This is a genomic window from Kistimonas scapharcae (assembly GCF_039540975.1).
GTDB lineage: Bacteria > Pseudomonadota > Gammaproteobacteria > Pseudomonadales > Endozoicomonadaceae > Kistimonas > Kistimonas scapharcae.
Map to the genome: position 1 here is coordinate 1 of NZ_BAABFL010000423.1, position 18,984 is coordinate 18,984.

The 18,984-nt window shown below is 48.9% G+C and carries 17 protein-coding genes; 14 read left to right on the forward strand and 3 right to left on the reverse strand.

Annotation, left to right across the window (positions count from 1 at the left end):
- Positions 1-164 precede the first annotated feature (164 nt).
- Entirely contained in the window at positions 165-1,400 is a 1,236-nt protein-coding gene (locus tag ABD892_RS16785; protein WP_345197090.1) for a tyrosine-type recombinase/integrase, read from the forward strand.
- A gap of 598 nt (positions 1,401-1,998) precedes the next feature.
- Positions 1,999-3,417, forward strand: coding sequence for a tyrosine-type recombinase/integrase (locus ABD892_RS16790; protein ID WP_345197091.1), 1,419 nt, complete (start codon positions 1,999-2,001; stop codon positions 3,415-3,417).
- A gap of 89 nt (positions 3,418-3,506) precedes the next feature.
- On the opposite strand, the gene ABD892_RS16795 is transcribed toward ABD892_RS16790, so the two are convergent.
- On the reverse strand, positions 3,507-4,436 hold the full coding sequence (locus ABD892_RS16795; RefSeq protein WP_345197092.1) for a hypothetical protein: 930 nt from the start codon (positions 4,434-4,436) through the stop codon (positions 3,507-3,509).
- Positions 4,437-4,910: 474 nt separating this feature from the next.
- Between ABD892_RS16795 and ABD892_RS16800 the strand changes: the two genes are divergently transcribed.
- From ABD892_RS16800 to darG, 7 genes are all read left to right on the forward strand, one after another.
- Positions 4,911-5,114 (forward strand): helix-turn-helix transcriptional regulator, encoded by a 204-nt coding sequence (locus ABD892_RS16800; protein WP_345197093.1) that lies wholly within the window; start codon positions 4,911-4,913, stop codon positions 5,112-5,114.
- Between the two features lie 191 nt (positions 5,115-5,305).
- Complete coding sequence (locus ABD892_RS16805; protein WP_345197094.1) at positions 5,306-5,749, forward strand: hypothetical protein; 444 nt, start codon at positions 5,306-5,308, stop codon at positions 5,747-5,749.
- A 174-nt stretch (positions 5,750-5,923) separates the two neighbouring features.
- The gene (locus tag ABD892_RS16810) at positions 5,924-6,160 is read left to right on the forward strand and encodes a hypothetical protein (RefSeq protein WP_345197095.1); all 237 of its coding nucleotides are present in this window, start codon (positions 5,924-5,926) and stop codon (positions 6,158-6,160) included.
- Positions 6,157-7,299 (forward strand): AAA family ATPase, encoded by a 1,143-nt coding sequence (locus ABD892_RS16815; protein WP_345197096.1) that lies wholly within the window; start codon positions 6,157-6,159, stop codon positions 7,297-7,299. The genes ABD892_RS16810 and ABD892_RS16815 overlap by 4 nt, the downstream gene beginning before the upstream one ends.
- Positions 7,300-7,688: 389 nt before the next feature.
- A complete protein-coding gene (locus ABD892_RS16820; RefSeq protein ID WP_345197098.1) occupies positions 7,689-8,222 on the forward strand; it encodes a cold shock domain-containing protein in 534 nt (177 codons plus the stop codon).
- Between the two features lie 35 nt (positions 8,223-8,257).
- Positions 8,258-8,926, forward strand: a complete 669-nt coding sequence (darT, locus tag ABD892_RS16825; protein ID WP_345197099.1) for a type II toxin-antitoxin system toxin DNA ADP-ribosyl transferase DarT — start codon at positions 8,258-8,260, stop codon at positions 8,924-8,926.
- Between the two features lies 1 nt (position 8,927).
- The gene (darG, locus tag ABD892_RS16830) at positions 8,928-9,944 is read left to right on the forward strand and encodes a type II toxin-antitoxin system antitoxin DNA ADP-ribosyl glycohydrolase DarG (RefSeq protein ID WP_345197100.1); all 1,017 of its coding nucleotides are present in this window, start codon (positions 8,928-8,930) and stop codon (positions 9,942-9,944) included.
- Between the two features lie 47 nt (positions 9,945-9,991).
- Here darG and ABD892_RS16835 read toward each other — a convergent pair whose 3' ends face one another.
- Positions 9,992-10,594: a hypothetical protein gene (locus ABD892_RS16835; RefSeq protein ID WP_345197102.1), complete on the reverse strand. Its 603-nt coding sequence runs from the start codon at positions 10,592-10,594 to the stop codon at positions 9,992-9,994.
- A 225-nt stretch (positions 10,595-10,819) separates the two neighbouring features.
- Between ABD892_RS16835 and ABD892_RS16840 the strand changes: the two genes are divergently transcribed.
- Positions 10,820-11,371 carry a recombinase family protein gene (locus tag ABD892_RS16840; RefSeq protein ID WP_345197103.1) on the forward strand — a complete coding sequence of 184 codons (552 nt, stop codon included), beginning with the start codon at positions 10,820-10,822 and terminating at the stop codon, positions 11,369-11,371.
- A 275-nt stretch (positions 11,372-11,646) separates the two neighbouring features.
- The gene (locus ABD892_RS16845; protein WP_345197105.1) at positions 11,647-12,258 is read left to right on the forward strand and encodes an outer membrane beta-barrel protein; all 612 of its coding nucleotides are present in this window, start codon (positions 11,647-11,649) and stop codon (positions 12,256-12,258) included.
- 220 nt (positions 12,259-12,478) lie between these two features.
- Here the strand turns inward: ABD892_RS16845 and ABD892_RS16850 are convergent, their stop codons facing one another.
- Positions 12,479-12,964, reverse strand: coding sequence for a RusA family crossover junction endodeoxyribonuclease (locus ABD892_RS16850; protein ID WP_345197106.1), 486 nt, complete (start codon positions 12,962-12,964; stop codon positions 12,479-12,481).
- A gap of 414 nt (positions 12,965-13,378) precedes the next feature.
- Between ABD892_RS16850 and hsdR the strand changes: the two genes are divergently transcribed.
- From hsdR to ABD892_RS16865, 3 genes are all read left to right on the forward strand, one after another.
- The gene (hsdR, locus tag ABD892_RS16855) at positions 13,379-15,799 is read left to right on the forward strand and encodes an EcoAI/FtnUII family type I restriction enzme subunit R (protein WP_345197108.1); all 2,421 of its coding nucleotides are present in this window, start codon (positions 13,379-13,381) and stop codon (positions 15,797-15,799) included.
- A 99-nt stretch (positions 15,800-15,898) separates the two neighbouring features.
- Positions 15,899-17,422, forward strand: a complete 1,524-nt coding sequence (locus ABD892_RS16860) for an N-6 DNA methylase (protein ID WP_345197109.1) — start codon at positions 15,899-15,901, stop codon at positions 17,420-17,422.
- The gene (locus ABD892_RS16865) at positions 17,422-18,930 is read left to right on the forward strand and encodes a restriction endonuclease subunit S (protein WP_345197110.1); all 1,509 of its coding nucleotides are present in this window, start codon (positions 17,422-17,424) and stop codon (positions 18,928-18,930) included. Before ABD892_RS16860 ends, ABD892_RS16865 begins: the two co-directional genes overlap by 1 nt.
- Positions 18,931-18,984 lie beyond the last annotated feature (54 nt).

Genomic DNA, 18,984 nt, shown 5'->3' on the forward strand with positions numbered 1-18,984 from the left:
ATTCCGAGACTGGCAAATATTATCGAATACGCCTCATGCTGGCTGCCATGTGGTCTGCACAGGAGTTTTTGAGTACTTACGCTGATGGCACAACATGGGTCAATCTGGAAGCCGTTAATCAGTGGGCGTCCAGGAGTGTGCGATCAGGCTAAGGAGGGCGTACCGTGAGCTTATCGTTTGATCTTCCGTCGGGAGTGGAATTCAGAGAATTCAAGCGATCCGTTACAATAAGGATGGTCTTTTATTATCGAGGTGTACGCTGCAGGGAGAACTTCTGTCGAATCCCTTTACCCGGAACCACGGCAAGCAGTATTCGTGAGTTTGAGGTAGCCGTCAAACGTAATATCAAGGCGGCTGGCAATCTGTTATCTCGTATCAGATATGATATAGATACCCATGAATTCCATTATTCCAACTATTTTCCAGGCTCGGATAGGGGCAGGCAATTTGGACAGTATGAGAGTCCCAATAAGACCATTGGTTTTTATCTGGACAAAGTGCTAGAGCGGCAGAAGTCACAGATACGGCCGAAATCGTATGAAATTCTGAAGAATATTGTGAACAATCAACTCAAGCCAGAGTTTGGCAATATTCTGGCCTGCGATATCACGGCGGGAATGTTGCGAGACTGGATTTTTTTGAGGAGCAGCAAGAAGGGAAATAAGCGAAAGACTATCAATAATCTGATCATTCCTCTGAAACAGGCGCTTGATGATGCAATGCTTGACGGGGTTATCAAAGACAATCCTGCTCGCATTATTAATCTCGATCAGTTTCTTACCAGAGACTCTAAAAAAAGTGATTTCAAAGTGGATCCTTTTACAGAGGAGGAAATAGCAATTTTGCTTGATAACATGGATGGGCAGGTAAAAAATCTCTACCAGTTTGCATTTTATACGGGGCTTCGTACAAGTGAGTTGATTGGTCTGAAATGGGAGAAAGTGGACTTTGATAATCGTGAAGTATTGATTGATCAAGCCATGGTCTATGGGCATATGGATGAACTTAAAACAGCCAGTAAAGGAATCAATGCTCGAAAGGTGTTCTTGCTGGATGAAGCGTTGAAAGCCTTGGAGGCCCAGAAAGCATATACCTACCAGGAGGGTAACTTTGTATTTCACAACCCACGAACCAATATTCACTGGCACAATGACACTCAGCTACGCAAACGGGCGTGGCTTCCTGCTATCGGTAAGTCAGGGCTGCGCTATCGCAACCCTTATCAGACACGGCATACCTATGCACATATGATGATCCGGGATAACGATAATCTCTGGTGGATAGCTAATCAGATGGGGCATACGGGTATTGAAATGCTCAACCGTCACTATGGTGGCTGGATTAATGAGACTACCGAGAAATATGTACCAAGGCGGTTGGCCTCGAAACCTGGGGATTGAGTGCTTCCTCAGCCTGAAGTGTTAGTCAGCAAAATCTCTCTTTTATTCCTTCGCGTCTAAATCTGCGCTACTCATACTCTGTTGATAAATTATGTGTGTGTACATGAGTACGCGTGTACAGACGTAATTTCCAGATACTATCACTAACAATTCGAAGGGGATGAGGGGCGAACGAGGGGCGTAGAATAAAAAAAGGGGCGATTCAGGGGCGTTCCGAGATAGACTCAGGCTGAATCAAGTAACAAATTCAAAATAGCAAAAAGGGCGATAAACCTTTGTTTAATCGCCCTTTTCTGTTGTCTGATGTGGTCTGGTGTCGCTTATTGCGAAACCTGAAATTGGTGCCGGCTGAAGGAGTCGAACCCTCGACCTACTGATTACAAGTTGCAAATATTATATTTTTACCATTCCGTATAATTCCTTGAAGTCCGCTAACTGATTGTATTTAAATATAAAACTTTATTTTCTGCTCTCATGTGATACTTTGTAAAACCGTTTCAGCCCGACACGAACGGCGACCAAAACGGTGACCAAATAAAGGACTGGTCGCCGTTCACAAATGACAACACCGCTTTTCGAATTGATGCAAAGGATAACGATGCGACTATTAACCGATACGCAACTGCGAAGTCTTAAAAAGATTGCCAGCGAACCAGTGGGTGGCCGTGGCGATGGTGTGTTGTTCTTCAAACGTAGGGGTGCCGGAAATATCGAGGCGTATTACCGCATTCGGCTGGAAGGCAAGGCAACGTTAATCAAGATTGGTCAGTACAAGGCTACCCGTGACGGTAACGGATATACGCTGGCAGAGTGTCGGGACAAGGTACGGGAATTAGCCCGTATTCCCCGGGAGAATGGGTGCGACTTGAAGAGCTATCTTCAGGAACAGGAACGGGCTCGGCAACAACAGGAAGAAAATCAACGGCGTGAACTGGAAGCAGAGGCCTGCAAAGGCACGTTGTCAGACCTGATTGAAGCCTATCTGCAAGATCAGGAGCGGCAGGGCAAGGAGTCGGCAAACCAGTCTCGTCAGGCGATGAAAAAGAACGTAATCAAGGCTTATCCCCTGATCGCGGCCAAGAAAGCGAAAGATGTCTCCCCGGATGATATTGTCGTCATACTCGCAGCCATCCATAACCGGGGCTCTGAGGCCGAATCTGTGCGAATCAGGGCAATCCTTCACGCTATCTTCAATTACGGCATGAAGAGCGATTATGACCCGACCAGAGTCGGGGATAAGCGTTTCTTTATCCAGCATAACCCTGTAGCGGCAACCAGGAAAAACACGCGGGCTAACAATGTGGGCGAGCGTGTACTGAGCCATCAGGAAGTAAAACAGTTATGGGACGAGATCACTAAGGCTGAGTATGTTGGTTTTGTCATGTCACGGTTCATCCGCTTTATGCTTGCTACAGGGGGACAGCGGCCAAAGCAATTATCCCGCGCACGCTGGGAAGATTTTGATTTTGTCAGACATTGTGTAACGCTCCGTGACCGCAAAGGTCAGGGGCGGGAAAAAATTCATGTTGTGCCGTTGAGCCGGCGAGCACTGGATATCATTGAAGAAGTGCAAGCGGTTACGGCTGGCTATCCCTGGCCATTCTGTACCGGTGTTAAGAGCAGGAGCAAGGAGTCAAAGGGAGAACTGGTGCCAATAGACCCCAACTCTTTGAAAACCGCGTTTACACGGTACAACAATCAACTGGCTGCAAGCTGTGAACGTGAAGGTAGAACGGTTCCTGAATGGTTTACGGCAAGGGATTTGCGGCGCACAGTAAAAAACCTGCTGATTGATGCGGGGGTGAGCAGGGAGCAGCGAAACCTGCTTCAGTCGCACGGCCAGACCGGTGTTGATATCAAACATTATGACCGTCATGAACATTTGCCAGAGAAGCGGGAAAGTATGAAGCGTTACGATGCTTTGCTAGACAAAATTCTCAAAGGTGTTGATGTTAAGCTCGTAGACATGGCTCATTACCGTTCCGTGGTAACTAAGGATGAAGAAGTCGTTTTGTAGCCCTGTATCAAGCGCTGCGGGACCATGTGATCCAGCAGCGTATTGAAAATAACACAGAAGTGGCGTTTAAGGGGTATGAGAAGTGATCGTTATTTATCAGTGTCTGGCAGAAAGCTAACAGGTGTTTTGGTAAACATGGGGGTGATGGTATTGGGAATTCCCATCATGGTGAGTTTGTCCCAGAAGTCTCTACCGGTCAGTTTGTTTTTCTGGGAAGAACTCTTTAAACCGAGCTTATCAGTCAGTTTTTCCTTGTGACGGCTAATATTAGCTTGAGAGCCTCCGCCACCGGCTGCGTCCAATTTTTCTTTAATTTGCTCTGCCGAATAGCCCTTTGCGATATAACACAATACACGAAGCTGTGGGCCGGTTAGCTCTGTGTCATCTTCCATGGTGTACTCAGCATATTGATTAGGACCTTTAGGTTCAACATCAATGAAGCTAAGAACATTACCCGGTTTGTCCGGAGGGGGTATACAGGGGTCTCCGGTATGGAACAGACAGTCTTCGCCATGTTTCTTTTTCATCGCTTTCAAGTGCCCGCGAGACTCCATATTCCCCTGAGTCATCATATTGGATTGCTGTACGCTGCGTTGATGACACATGCGCTGAGGTAGCCATGCGGCGACATTGGCGATCATCCAGCGGTGGCCGTTATACATTACCATATCAAAGCAGGTTAATGGATAATCATTAAAGGGTGCTTCCAGATGTGTGGGGCGATGAGCCAAGTCCCATTCGCGCAGCCAGCGGCAATGTTCCACATGCCATCCTTCCGCATTGACCCAGGATATAGTTCCCAAGCACAGGCGTTCGCGCATGTGTTTGTGCAACCCCGCGTTAATGTAATCGGCAATGAACTGTGGGTGTGATCCTATTACACCGAACTGTCCATTTGGCTCAATGTCCCAGTAACTGGTTTGTAGAACCGGCAGTCCCGCAAGGTGTTTTTCTTTCCACTCGGCAATTCGCTGTCCAAAGCTGAATATAGGGTGTGACGAATCCACAGTCTTATTCATGTTCTACTCCTTTTTTACAAACACAGCCATTGTGTCGTGAACACCATACAGTAACGAAAAATGACGATGGATTAACCCTATAAAAAATTTATGGGGGGGGGAAAAATCTATAGGGGTATAAAAAAATTATAGTGATTATGTGTAAAAAAAATCTCTGGTAGAACTATAAGAGCGACCTGAGCTAACAAGGTCAGGTTTACGTCCCCCCCCCCCCGCAATCAAGGGGTGAAAAATAAATAGGTGTACATGCAGTGGCAGTAGATGTTTAGGGAAAAATAAAAACAGCCAGAGGATATACACATGAAAGCCTTAGCAACCGGCAATTGGGTTATAGGGAGCAGTATACAGAGCCGTAATATGACGATGTGTCAGCATCACGCAGGGAGCGTACAAGGCAAGTTGCTATGTGATATGCGTATTTAAGTCGCCAGTGGAATGTCCCCACAAACCAAGGCACATAAAGGAGAATTGCGCATGTCGAAAGCAAGTCCGAAATACCTCAGTCGAACAGAGGTCCTATCACGCTATGGGATTGGTAATACCACCCTTTACCGCTGGATAAACGACGAAGAAATACAGTTTCCCAAGCCAATACAGCTCGGGGCGCGCTGTGTGCGGTTTCTGGTGTCGTCGCTTGATCAGTGGGAAACGCAGCGTCGGGAAGACACGATCCAATAACTAAAAGCCAGGTTACCAGCGGGCACTGAGTAACCCGGCGAGGGTATTACAGGAAACCTCATGAAACCATATACCAAAAAAGAACGCACGCTTTGTGCGCAGTGCGATGCCAGTATTGCTGTCTTGAGAGAGCAGCTCATTTACGAATCCAATATAGAGTCGTGTAATGCTGCAGCTAGGGAGGCCTGCTAATGACTGAAAGCATGAATAAGAACAGTGTAGAACGGGCTTGCGTCAAAGAAGCAAGCACTGACGCATACTATATCAATACGCATTCAGTACGACCTTCGCTACTTGAACTGACTTTGCTGGCATTATTTGAATCCGGTTTCTCAGGTTTACGCCAGGAACAGGTATATCCGCCGCAGGGACTACTTTTGTCCACCGGCGATCGATTCATCACTGGTAACCTGCGTAACCAAGTTTGCGAACTCCGCAAGAAAGAAATCCACATTATCGACTGGGTTGATCCGTACCATTTAAAGGATGGCCGGGTGATGTATTTCAAGCGCTATGCCTATCCGTGTATACGGAGTGGCATTCATGCTTTTCGCATGATGAATAGGTATCGATTGGCGAGAGGTGTTCCGCAAATCCTGCTCAAGAATGTGTTACGACTCTTTCTTTTCACATGATGAGTAGGTAGCTATCGGATAGAGGTGCTCAGCAAATCCCGCTCAGGGATTTGCTGCCAATCTTTCTTTAATTTCACTTAGGTAAGCATTCAGGAAACCAAATCGTTGTTTCAGGTCCGCTGGGTTAAACGCCCGGCGTCCTGCTTATCTGGTTTAAACACGGAATGTACAGGCATGACATCCAGACCGACAACGCCGCTGGAAATTACCGTCAGTGGAAAAACTGTCGTGTTATTGAGTAATCACAGCTTTTATCTATCGCTGATATTTATTGCGCCCGAATACCGGGAAGAAGCGTATCGACTGATGGAAAAAGGCTATGTTCCCTACGATGTCTATGAACTGTTTAACAGTGGCAAGCCGCTGCCTGGAAAAGCGAAGGCAGTCAAAACAAAAAGGGATCGGGAATGACCCACGAAAAACAAATCGAAAACCCATTGGCATACGCCAGAAAAATACTGGATGGCGATAGCGAGGATTTTCCCGAGCAAACAACACCAAAAGCCTCAAGCTCAGCGGCCATATCCCAGTCATATGACACGCATACGATTACATTTCAGAAGGTTGGCGATCTCATTAAAAATATAGAGATCCCTGAGTGGTTGGTTGAAGACTATATAGAAGCGAACACGCTATTGCTTATGTTCGCACCACCCTCAAGTTACAAATCATTCCTGGCTGTCGATTTGGCCGCCTGTATTGCAACCGGAAAGCAGTGGCATGGACACGATGTAAGACAAGGTGCCGTCTTTTATATCGTGGGAGAAGGACTGTCAGGCTTGAAGCGTCGTTTTAGGGCATGGACGATTACCTATGATGTCGACATGTCAGAGTGCCCCCTGCTGATGTCTGATGGTGCTGTTGACCTGATGAGCCCGACAGCCATGGAGTCTCTCAGTGAACAAATAGAGCAGATGGTTGATGAAGCAAAGGCTACGCCTGTGCTCATTATTTTCGACACGTTGGCGCGAAATTCCACAGGAAACGAAAATAACAATAGTGAAATGGGACTATTGGTTCGCCAGGTGGACCAGTTGATCAAACGATTCAACTGTAGCGCTCTCCTTGTTCATCATACCGGTCATAGCGATGGCCTGAGAGCCCGTGGTGCTTCAAGTCTTAAAGGGGCTGTCGATGCGGAATATCATATCAGGCGTGATGGTGACTCCAATCTTGTTACGATCAGCAATACAAAAATGAAAGACAGTGAATCTCCAGCCGCCAAGACATTAGAGTTGCGCAGTGTAGAGCTGGGTATTCATGATGCCAAAGGTCGCCCTGTCACCAGCGGTGTGCTGGTCGATACCGACAGGCAACCCAGCCCCGAACGGAATAATCCCAAACTGGGCAAAAAGGAAGAAGTCATGTGGCAGGCTATTCGTTGTCGCATGAAACAAGGGGAGTCAACCGAGGCCGCTGTTATCCGTGATGACTTGAAAGCACAAGGGTTTGACGTGCGGAACTTTTCTCGTGTGCGTACCAATTTGCTGAATAAAGGAATGATCGAAGATGACAATGGACGACTGATTCCTATTAACCTCAGTGACTGAAAGAACATTCGTCACGTCATCATTTCCTATAGGGTTTGATGACGTGACGAGCGGTTTACCCCTCACCATGCCCCACTAAACAAAAAAACGTCTGTGATTGCCCGTAGTTCATGACATGGCCAGTGAAGCAAAGTCTGACGTTAACGATTCATCACCGTCCACCCAATCTATCGAGTCTCAAACATGACACTGAAGGTCATTAATTCAGTGTCAGGCGCTGTTTAGTGGGCTCTGTTTCTGTTACATAATGGCGTGCGAATTTCTAGCACACCTGAAGGTAGTCGCTACAGGTTAGGGGGGGCTGGTGTTTTCCCGGCAGTTCGAACTGGCTTTTTTGCAAGCTGTTCACGTCATCACAACAATAAGAGGTAACGATGTATAAGGGGCGTTTGAAGTCGTGGAATGATGATCGTGGGTTTGGATTCATTCAGTCAGACGAACTCAGTAACGATGTTTTTATCCATATTTCGGCATTGAAGGGGTTGGCTAGGAAGCCCAGGGTGGGTGACACCATTAACTTCGATGTTGAACAGCAAAGCAACGGCAAACAGCGGGCGACTAATTGTTCGATTGATGGGGTTCAAAAGGTAGCACCCAGATCACGACAAAATCACTACCAAAAGCGGACTGTTAACCGGTTTATTGGCAGACTGGTTCTTATCGGTGTGGTTGCCGGGGCAGTTTATGGTTATCAGGAGTTGTCTGAGCGCGATGTTGTACCGCAGCCACAGAACATCATGTCAGTATTCGAAACCAGGGAATCGAGCCGGACACCGGCCTTTAGCTGTAATGGCAAAACGCACTGTTCGCAAATGACGTCATGTGCCGAAGCAAGGTTCTACCTGGATAACTGTCCGGGGACACAAATAGATGGCGATCATGATGGCGAACCCTGTGAAAGGCAGCTATGTAAAGGCTGGTAGGATGGTACATCAGTGCTGATGCGTTGGATGTGTGAATGAAGGAAAACAACATGACGGTGCCGCCCAAGGTTCGCCTTTTTCGGTTGACGCATATCGACAATCTGGACACCCTGTTGCGCCGTGAGGCTCTTCATGCGCCTTTACACACGCCTGATGATGGGCTGCCCTATCGTACGATTCATGATTCCAGCATTCAGGAAAAACGCTACCATCGGTCGATTCATTGTGGCCCCGGTGGTGTTATCCATGATTATTTGCCGTTCTACCTGGGACCGCTTTCCCCGATGCTGTACAAGCTCGGTAAAGGCGGTGTTGAAGGCTATGATGAAGGTGTGGAACCACTGGTTTACCTGATAGCCCGAGCAGAAGATGTCGCAGCCCGTAATATCGGTTTCGTGTTTTCTGACGGGCACGGTATCGCTGCCTTCACCCAATGGTTTGATACACTGGACAGCCTCGACAAGCTGGACTGGCATGTCATTCTTGGGCGTGACTGGTCTGATACTGCAGAGGATAACGACCGCAAACGCCGTAAACAGGCCGAGTTCTTGATTTATCAGTCATTACCATGGGATATGATCCAGGGAATAGCGGTATTGAACGAAACCATGGCAGACAGGGTCAAAGCCATACTGGCCCAATTTCCGGATATACATCATCCGACGGTTCATCCAGTGCCACAATGGTATTATCAGGGAGGCTGACATGATCAAACTCACAACAGGCAATCTGCTCAAGGCGGACGCGGAAGCACTCGTTAATACCGTTAATTGTGATGGCTATATGGGTAAAGGGATCGCGCTTCAGTTCAAGAAAGCGTTTCCCCCTAACTATGACGCTTACCACAAAGCCTGTAAGGAAGGTGAGGTCGTGCCGGGTAAAATGAACGTGTTTGAAACCGGCGCAATGATCAACCCCCGCTATATCATTAACTTCCCCACTAAACGACACTGGCGGAACCCGTCACGAATGGAGGATGTGGAAAGTGGGCTGGTGGCGCTGATTGATGTCATCAAGCAATACGGCATCCGCAGCATTGCGATTCCACCGTTGGGCTGTGGCCTTGGAGGGTTGGACTGGAACAAGGTTAAGCCGCGTATAGAACAGGCGTTCAGCGAGCTGCCAGACGTTGTCGTATATCTGTATGAGCCGAAGGGTGCCCCGGCGGCCAAAGACCAGCCTGTGAATACTGAAAAGCCCGGTATGACCCGAGCCCGCGCGTTGCTGATCATGCTGATGGATCAGTACAAGCAGCTTGATTATGCGCTGACGCTACTTGAAGTACACAAACTTGCTTATTTCCTTCAGGTTGAAGGGGAGCCCCTGAAACTCAAATACAAGCAATACCACTACGGTCCCTACGCTACGAATATCCGATTCCTGCTGGAAAAGCTCGAAGGGCATTACATCAGTGGTTATGGCGACAATGAAAACCCGGAACAGGTCGTAGAACTCATGCCGGGTGCGATTGAGGAAGCGCAAGCGTACATCGGTACGGATGAAGATGCGCGGCAGCGGCTTGATCGTGTGGCCAAGTTGATTGAAGGGTTTGAAACGCCCTTTGGCATGGAGCTGTTGGCGTCTGTCCATTGGTTGGCAGATAACAAACACATCGAATCAGAAGATGACATGGCGAGGGAACTGGAAAACTGGTCAGAACGCAAAGCCCGGATGTTCAATCCTTATCAGGTGAAAACTGCCATGGAGCAGCTGCGTCAATGACACTGGTGTTTACTCACAAGTTTCGTTTCCTCAAGCATCGGCTGACTTCAATATCCAGATATAACAGCCAGTCGCCAGGCTAAAGGTGCGATTGCCCGTCTGTGTTTATCAACATAACGGGCAAATGTATTTTTATGCATACCTTTTGGCTTAATCAGGTCGTCAGTCACGGCCTCATCCAAATTAAAGCCACCCAGCTTTTTCTTGATCTTCGCCGCACTATCTAAAGCCCTGTCAGTATGGCCCATGCGCTGTGCTTTGTAGTCGTAGCCATAGAATGTGCGATGCCCAAAACCACGATTCCCCATCACCAATACTCCCACCCGTTTCTCCGTAAACGGACAGTAGAAATAGGGCCGTCTGGCTTTACCTTTCAAGACATCAACAAACTCAACGCCAATGACCTGGTTATGTTCGGTACGCTCCTTGTCGGAACCTATGGTTGCCCAGGTGATTGAGACACATAACGGCCAGCCAAAATAGTTCTCGCGGCATTGAACAAGAAAGCTACCACCGCGACGATGTTGCAGTACCGTTTCACTACCAGGCTCCAGTAGCCCTTCTCGATACAGATAACACACATTGAGATTGATACAGTCTTCAACGCTCGGTTTGCCACTTCCTGGCCTGCCACTGAGATATCCGCCCATTCCTTGTGTATCTCCGTTTTAACCTAAATCCCTATGGAAAATTCCACTTATCAATTCGGAAACAATAACCATGTCCAACTGAGTAGACTTGTTTTACACAATCTCATCGTTCGGCAAGTCATTGATTCATGGTGTCCAAAAAGGTCATGAAACTATTTTTTTACGCGCTGTCTAATGAACACAAGACCTTATTTTACACGCCAGAGATGATGAAGAGGGAGTTTAATGAAAGGACAGCATGTTGGTTATATCAGGGTCAGCAGCCTTGATCAGAATACAGAACGCCAGCTTGACGGCGCAACGCTGGATATAAGCTTTGAAGATCACTGTAGCGGCAAAGATACTAAACGTCCCCAGTTACAGGCCTGCCTTAACCATCTTCGCAGTGGTGACATGCTACACGTCCACTCTATTGATCGTCTTGCCCGTAATCTGAAAGACCTGCAAACCCTGGTTGAAGACCTGACAGTGCGTGGTGTCACCATTCAGTTTCACAAAGAAAATCTGACATTCACCGGATCAGAAAATCCTATGCAACGATTGATGCTTCAAATGATGGGGGCGTTTGCTGAGTTCGAGCGCAGCATGATTCGGGAACGACAGCGGGAAGGGATCGCTGCCGCGAAGAAACGAGGTAAGAAAATGGGGGCCAGCCCTAAACTGTCAAAGCATCAGGTCGCCACTGTAAAAAAACGGATCAAGGCGGGCGAGTCCAAGAAAGCGCTTGCGGAAGAGTACGGTGTAAGCCGTCAGACAATTTACAATGTGCTCGGCTGAAGTGAACTCTAGTCATTTGGTGCCTCCAGTGGACGCTTTAACAGAGTGATGCGTCTCTTCAGATTGTTTTTTGACATTGCGAGTAAGACTTTGCTTTCTCCGCCAGAGTTTTTGACGGTTGCGTGACAGCACTCTGCCTGCCCTATAGCCTGCTAAGCCGCTCTAGCTCCTTTCTAAGACCTTACAGATTGACAGATTGCAGAAGTTGTAACTTACATAGCTAATGTTGAACGGGTGAGCAGCATTCGGTCGGACACGATGACAAGGAATGAGTTATGAAAAAGATATTGGTTCTACTCTGTCTATTGGCTTCTCCAGCCTGGGCTGAGTTTTATATGGGGGTGGGGGCAGGCCAGACCTCCCTTGATGTGGATCTCAGCACAAGCTCTGGAACGCTGGGTGGTTTCGATGATGACGACACCACAGCTGCTTATATGATTACGCTCGGGTATCGCCTTGAGAGCCCTGAATATTACGGTTCAGCCTTTGTCGCTGTAGAAGCCGATGCGATTAATCATGATATTGCTCTGCGACATCAGGTTGGTAATTTGGTGGAAGAAGGCGAGGCTAAGAATACCTTCTCAGCTTCAGTGATTGGCGGTACTGAAATTTATCCGGGTATTGATGCTTACGTTCGACTGGGCGTAGCCAGGACAAAATTCGAAGAGCGCTTTACTGGTCCGTCATCCAGCTCTTCCTCTAATGAAAAGGAAGAGGGGGTTGTCTGGGGATTCGGTGCAGAGTTTAAAGACCTTATGGCTGGTCTTAGTCTTCGTCTGGACTATCGCAGCACTCACTACGACACCTTCAAGTTCTATAGCAATGGTGCGAAGGTAAAGATCGAGAGCAATATGCTGACTATGAGCGTGTTGTATCGGTTTAAGTAGTGTCCTTTCAGGAAAGGAAAATGTGATTGTCACGTTGATGGGAAGCCTGATTGCCTTGAGGAATGTGATTTGCGAACAATGAACCTTAAGGTTGAATTGCTGGCTTCCAATATTCGATTCTGCTGATGGGCAGCTTGGTAATATTCGCCCTGACGCTGACAAAACCTGAAGATGACTTTCTCTTGCTTCACCATCTTCAATAAATCATTTTTTCGAGAGGCTACTGAACCTGCCAGCACCACATAATGACAAACGGATCAGCGCCATAACACTTGATACAGCGACCATCGACAATCTGTCTGTCATCCTGCCACCAGACACCGTTCATGGCGTCACAATACAACTTGGCAAGGTTATCGAAGTCGGGCATTACTGCCGGACGAATTTCACCGGCCTGGGCTGCGTTTTGTTTTTTCTTTGACCAGCTCACCGGTATTGGCATAACTGTCAGTATTTCCAGCGCGACAGGACCTTCCAATCGCTTACAGCCCGTCTGACTGATAACGGCGGTCCGGGCATGTTCTTCGGCCAACACTGTTTTCGCTGGTGTGTAGGCTCGTCCCTTGCGTGTCAGGCGTGGACGACTTTTACCTGTCGGGGTTCCGGGAATCACGGCCATAATCGCGGTTTCATGATCGGGGCCTGTCAGACAACTAACAACGCTTGAGGGAATTCGATACAGATGCGACTGGATGTCATATTCCATTATGACTTGCTCCTGATCAGTACATACTTTGTCAGCTAGAGCACTTAATCCATGGTGCGGCTGATGTGTACATTTTATCTTTTTATCCATTCAAAACATAACGATTGAAGGGAAGAAGAAGTAGCGTTGCCGGAAAACTACCATTAGCGAAGGGCTATGAAACTGATGTTAGATAAATGTTGGGGAGCGTTCTGCAAGATCATATTCTTTACATTCCGCGTCTTCGTTTTTTTCGTAAATGTACCTGAAAAGTCCGGATATCCGAGGTTGTTGCCGGGTAACAGTTCCAGCATCAAATAAAAGCCGGAAATCAGATAGAAGACAGTAAGTGTTTTACCTAAACGACACCGACTACTTAAACTTGTCCAACTGTGTAAAAATGCGTCATCAAAGACAGTGACCGGTTACCCAGGTATGGCCATCGACAAATCCAGACTCACTGAATCTGACATCATCTCCAAGTTCATCCTCCCCGCCATTAAACAAGCGGGTTGGGACGATATGACCCAAATCCGGCAGGAAGTGAAACTGCGGGATGGCAAGGTGGTAGTTCGTGGCCAGGCAGCGGCGCGCAAGAAGGTGAAGTCGGCAGATATTGCCCTCTATCACAAGCCCGGCTTGCCGCTGGCAGTGGTGGAAGCCAAGGCCAATCAGCATGAAATCGGCAAGGGTATGCAGCAGGCGCTGGATTATGCCCGATTGCTGGATGTACCGTTTGCCTTTGCGTCGAACGGCGATGGGTTTGTTTTCCATGACAAAACCAATCCCGCCGCCCTTGAAACTGAAATCCGCCTTGAAGACTTTCCGACACCGGCGCAACTCTGGCAGAAGTTCTGCGAATGGAAGGGCTACACCGAACAACAGTTGCCCATTATCACCCAGGATTACTACGACGATGGCAGCGGCAAGTCACCCCGCTATTACCAGCTACAGGCCATCAATAAATCCGTAGAGGCAATTTCTGCGGGACAGGACCGTGTATTACTGGTAATGGCCACCGGTACCGGCAAAACCTACACCGCGTTCCAGATCATCTGGCGATTGTGGAAGGCCAAGAGTAAAAAGCGCATCCTGTTTCTGGCGGATCGCAATGTGCTGGTGGATCAAACTAAAACGAATGACTTCCAGCCCTTCGGGTCTGCGATGACGAAGGTGACCAAGCGCACTGTTGACCCGGCCTATGAAATCCATCTGGCGCTTTATCAGGCGCTCACCGGGCCGGAAGAGCACCAGAAAGCCTACAAGCAGGTTGATCCTGACTTCTTTGACCTGATCGTTATCGACGAATGTCACCGGGGCAGTGCTGCGGAAGACAGCGCCTGGCGTGAAATTCTCGAATACTTCAACAGTGCTACCCAGATCGGCCTCACAGCTACCCCCAAGGAGACCGATGAAGTCTCCAATACCGATTACTTTGGAGAACCGGTCTACACCTATTCTCTGAAAGAGGGCATTGAAGACGGCTTCCTTGCGCCTTACAAGGTGGTGCGGGTTGACCTGGATGTAGACCTGCAAGGCTGGCGACCCACCAAAGGCCAGACCGACAAGCACGGTGAAGCGATTGATGACCGTATCTATAATCAGAAGGACTTTGACCGCACACTGGTGATTGATGAGCGTACCGAGCTGGTGGCACAGACGATCACCAGTTACCTGAAGCGCACCGATCCCATGGCCAAGACCATCGTTTTCTGTAACGACATTGACCATGCCGAGCGGATGCGCCGGGCGCTGGTGAACCTGAACCCGGACCAGGTCGCCAAAAACGAAAAATACGTGATGAAAATCACCGGGGACGATGAGCTGGGCAAGGCGCAGCTGGATAACTTCATCAATCCGAAAAAGCCCTACCCGGTCATCGCCACCACGTCCGAGCTCATGACCACGGGTGTAGATGCCAAAACCTGCAAGCTGGTGGTGCTGGATCAGTCCATCCAGTCCATGACTAAGTTCAAGCAGATCATCGGTCGTGGCACCCGCATTGATGACCGCTACAACAAACTCTGGTTTACCATCCTCGACTTCAAGAAAGACACCGAGCTGTTTGCCGATGAGCGTTTCGACGGTATCCCGGAAAAGGTGATCAACACCGATCCCGAGACCGTCAACAACGAAGACTCTGATCTGGATGACCTGCTCAACGACCCAAGTTCAGAAGAAGCAGATATAACGGCTGACGAGGAACCAGGGAAAAGCGAGAGAGACCATTCCGATAGAACCGGAACACAGGCCGATAGTGACACGTCGGACTTCGACGAAGAGAACAAGGTGCGTAAGTTCCACGTCAACGGGGTCACGGTCAAGGCTATCGCTGAGCGGGTACAGTACTACGATACCGATGGCAAGCTGGTCACCGAATCCTTCCGGGACTACACACGCAAGACGCTGGCCCGACAGTTCAGCTCTTTGGATGAGTTCATCAAAAAATGGCAGTCTGCCGAGCGCAAACAGGCCATTATTGAAGAGCTGGAGAACGAAGGTATCCTGTGGGATGTGCTGGCCGATGAAGTGGGTAAAGACCTCGACCCCTTCGACCTGATCTGTCATGTGGTCTACGACCAGCCACCACTGACCCGCAAGGAGCGGGCGGAGAACGTGAAGAAGCGTAACTACTTCACCAAGTATTCCGACACGGCGCAGACTGTTCTGAACTCCCTGCTGGAAAAATACGCCGATGCCGGTGTCCAGGAGATTGAGAACAAGAACGTACTGAAGGTCGCTCCCTTTACCGCCATTGGCAGACCCATTGAGATTGTAAAAAAAGGGTTTGGCAAACCGGCGGATTACGAGCAGGCCATCAGCGAGCTGGAAGCGGAAATCTACCGCTCAGCGTAATACTGTTTTGTGCCACGGTGACACCTGGAGGGGAAGATAAGCTTTCTCCAGAACCGGTGTCGCTGTGGCCACCCCCTTTGAACCGATTTAGAGAATCCCATGTCCATCAGTTCCGTGATCAAATCCATTCAGGACATCATGCGTAAAGACGCCGGTGTCGATGGCGACGCCCAGCGTCTCGGCCAGCTTTCCTGGCTGCTGTTCCTCAAGGTCTTCGATGCCCAGGAAGAGGAGCTGGAGTTCGAACTGGACAATTACCGTTCACCGATCCCCGAAGAGTACCTCTGGCGCAACTGGGCGGCGGATAAGCAGGGTAAGACCGGCGATGAACTGCTGGGCTTCATCAACAACGACCTGTTTCCGGAGCTGAAACACCTGGTGGCCCCTGTGGATAAAAACCCACGGGGTTTTGTCGTGAAAGAAGCCTTCAGCGATGCTTTTAACTACATGAAGAATGGCACGCTGCTGCGCCAGGTGATCAACAAACTTAACGAGATCGACTTTACCGATTCCAGGGAACGACACCTGTTCGGTGATATCTACGAACAGATTCTGCGGGACCTGCAAAGCGCCGGTAATGCCGGTGAGTTCTATACGCCCCGAGCCGTCACCCGCTTCATGGTCAACCGCATCAACCCGCAGCTGGGCGAAAGCATCATGGACCCGGCCTGTGGTACCGGTGGCTTTCTGGCCTGTTCAGTGGACCATCTGAAAGACCAGGTAAAAACCGCTAGCGACCACCAGACCCTGCAAAAGCAGATTCACGGCGTCGAGAAAAAGCAGCTTCCACACCTGCTCTGTACCACCAATATGCTGCTCCACGGCATTGAGGTGCCGGTACAGATCAAACACGGTAACACCCTGAACAAGCCACTTTCCAGTTGGGATGACCAGGTGGATGTGATTGTCACCAATCCCCCGTTCGGTGGCACCGAGGAAGACGGCATAGAAAAAAACTTCCCTGCCGAACTGCAAACCCGTGAAACCGCCGACCTGTTCTTACAATTGATCATTGAGATACTGAAAGACGGTGGACGTGCGGCAGTGGTGCTGCCCGATGGCACCCTGTTTGGTGAAGGCGTGAAAACCAAGATCAAAAAACTGCTGACGGAAGAGTGCAACCTCCACACTATTGTGCGTTTGCCCAATGGCGTCTTTAATCCGTACACCGGCATCAAGACCAATATCCTGTTCTTCACCAAGGGCCAGCCCACCCAGGATATCTGGTTCTACGAGCACCCCTATCCGGAAGGTGTGAAGAACTACAGCAAAACCCGTCCCATGAAGTTTGAAGAGTTTCAGCAGGAGAACGACTGGTGGGGTAATGAGGCAGACGGCTTTACCGTACGGGTAGAGAACGAGCAGGCATGGAAGGTCAGCATTGATGAAGTCATCGCCCGTAACTTCAACCTGGATATCAAGAATCCCCATGTAGGCGAAACTGTCAGCCACGATCCGGACGAACTGCTGGCCAGCTACCAGCAACAGCAGCAGGAACTGAAAGGGCTGTTGGGACAATTACAGAATATTCTTGGCAATGCGCTGACCGCCAGGGAAGGTGGAAATACTGAAAATGCAGGAGCAATTTTCAGTGGTATGAACAAGCAGCAGGAGGAAGTCTGATGTCTGCTGCTGAAAAACTGCTGACCAACAATCTTTCAACGCTAGCGTTGGCGGTACAGAACAAGTCCGCTTCTGGACGGGGCTCCAGTAAAAAGATTGACCTTTACGGCATAAAGAAACTCCGCGAACTGATTCTGGAATTGGCGGTGCGTGGTAAGTTGGTGACGCAGGATTCGGAGGATGAACCAGCTTATAAATTGCTGGAGCGGATTACAGCAGAGAGAGCAAAGATGGTTGTAGAGAAGAAAATCTCTAAACCAAAACCTTTACCCGCAATATCTGATGAAGAAAAGCCGTTTGCATTAGCTGATGGGTGGAAGTGGGTAAGGCTTGGCGAAATATTGCATATTTCATCAGGCAATGGGCTCACTGCGAAAAACATGAATGGCGAAGGTCCTATTCCTGTTTATGGAGGAAATGGAATTGCAGGATATCATGATCAGGCCAATGTGAACGAAAGGACTCTTGTTATAGGCAGAGTTGGATTTTATTGCGGCTCGATTCACATCACCCCGCCAAAGGCCTGGGTTACAGACAATGCGTTTATTACAACCTTTCCAGAAAATTGTATTTTCTTGGACTATTTGGCTTGGTTGTTAAAGGCAACAAATCTGAATGAAAATGATAGTGCTACAGCACAACCAGTGATTTCCGGCAGAAAAATATACCCACTTGTTGTCGCACTACCTCCCAAAAACGAACAACATCGCATCGTCGCCAAAGTCGATGAACTGATGGCGCTGTGCGACCAGATTGAACAGCAGACCGAAGCCAGCCTGTCCGCCCATACGACACTGGTAGAAAACCTGCTGGCAACCCTCACCAGCAGCGCCAATGCGGAAGAACTGGAGCAGAACTGGCAGCGCATCGCCAGCCACTTCACCACCCTGTTCACCACCGAAGCGAGCATCGACCAGCTCAAGCAGACCATCCTGCAACTGGCCGTGATGGGCAAACTGGTACCCCAAGACCCCAACGACGAACCCGCCGCCAAACTGCTGGAACGCATCGCCGCCGAAAAAGCCCAGCTGGTCAAAGAAGGCAAAATCAAAAAACAAAGTAAGTCTAAGCCTTATGATGTTGATGGTACTGGAAGGGTGTGCCCTTCAGGATGGGTGGAAGTGGACTTCGGTGACATAACATATAACCGAGATGCTGAACGCGTTCCTTTATCCGTGAGTGAAAGGCGCACAAGAAGTGGTCCATATGATTACTATGGGGCATCCGGAGTTATTGACAGCATCGATGACTATCTGTTTGATACTCCTTTACTACTGATCGGAGAAGATGGAGCAAACCTTGTTAACCGCTCAACGCCGATCGCTTTTATTGCTCGAGGATTGTATTGGGTAAACAATCACGCCCACGTAGTTGATGGGGTTTCAGAGGACTTTTTGCAGTACTTGGCCCTTTACATAAATTCAATTTCTTTGCTGCCATATATAACAGGAATGGCTCAACCGAAAATGAATCAGGCAAAAATCCTTAACTCCCGCTTAACGATCTGAAGAAGTAAGGCTAAATTGAATGAAGAGAGCGTCCCCTGTGCTCTTCAGGCAAAA

What these genes read in the sequence shown, in the direction of transcription:
- darG (WP_345197100.1), top strand. Translation starts at nt 8,928, where the DNA reads ATGATCAAACTCACAACAGGCAATCTGCTCAAGGCGGACGCGGAAGCA.
- darT (WP_345197099.1), top strand. Translation starts at nt 8,258, where the DNA reads ATGAAGGAAAACAACATGACGGTGCCGCCCAAGGTTCGCCTTTTTCGG.
- ABD892_RS16810 (WP_345197095.1), top strand. Translation starts at nt 5,924, where the DNA reads ATGACATCCAGACCGACAACGCCGCTGGAAATTACCGTCAGTGGAAAA.
- ABD892_RS16795 (WP_345197092.1), bottom strand. Translation starts at nt 4,436, where the DNA reads ATGAATAAGACTGTGGATTCGTCACACCCTATATTCAGCTTTGGACAG.
- ABD892_RS16790 (WP_345197091.1), top strand. Translation starts at nt 1,999, where the DNA reads ATGCGACTATTAACCGATACGCAACTGCGAAGTCTTAAAAAGATTGCC.
- ABD892_RS16835 (WP_345197102.1), bottom strand. Translation starts at nt 10,594, where the DNA reads ATGGGCGGATATCTCAGTGGCAGGCCAGGAAGTGGCAAACCGAGCGTT.
- ABD892_RS16805 (WP_345197094.1), top strand. Translation starts at nt 5,306, where the DNA reads ATGACTGAAAGCATGAATAAGAACAGTGTAGAACGGGCTTGCGTCAAA.
- ABD892_RS16860 (WP_345197109.1), top strand. Translation starts at nt 15,899, where the DNA reads ATGTCCATCAGTTCCGTGATCAAATCCATTCAGGACATCATGCGTAAA.
- ABD892_RS16865 (WP_345197110.1), top strand. Translation starts at nt 17,422, where the DNA reads ATGTCTGCTGCTGAAAAACTGCTGACCAACAATCTTTCAACGCTAGCG.
- ABD892_RS16815 (WP_345197096.1), top strand. Translation starts at nt 6,157, where the DNA reads ATGACCCACGAAAAACAAATCGAAAACCCATTGGCATACGCCAGAAAA.
- hsdR (WP_345197108.1), top strand. Translation starts at nt 13,379, where the DNA reads ATGGCCATCGACAAATCCAGACTCACTGAATCTGACATCATCTCCAAG.
- ABD892_RS16850 (WP_345197106.1), bottom strand. Translation starts at nt 12,964, where the DNA reads ATGGAATATGACATCCAGTCGCATCTGTATCGAATTCCCTCAAGCGTT.
- ABD892_RS16840 (WP_345197103.1), top strand. Translation starts at nt 10,820, where the DNA reads ATGAAAGGACAGCATGTTGGTTATATCAGGGTCAGCAGCCTTGATCAG.
- ABD892_RS16845 (WP_345197105.1), top strand. Translation starts at nt 11,647, where the DNA reads ATGAAAAAGATATTGGTTCTACTCTGTCTATTGGCTTCTCCAGCCTGG.
- ABD892_RS16800 (WP_345197093.1), top strand. Translation starts at nt 4,911, where the DNA reads ATGTCGAAAGCAAGTCCGAAATACCTCAGTCGAACAGAGGTCCTATCA.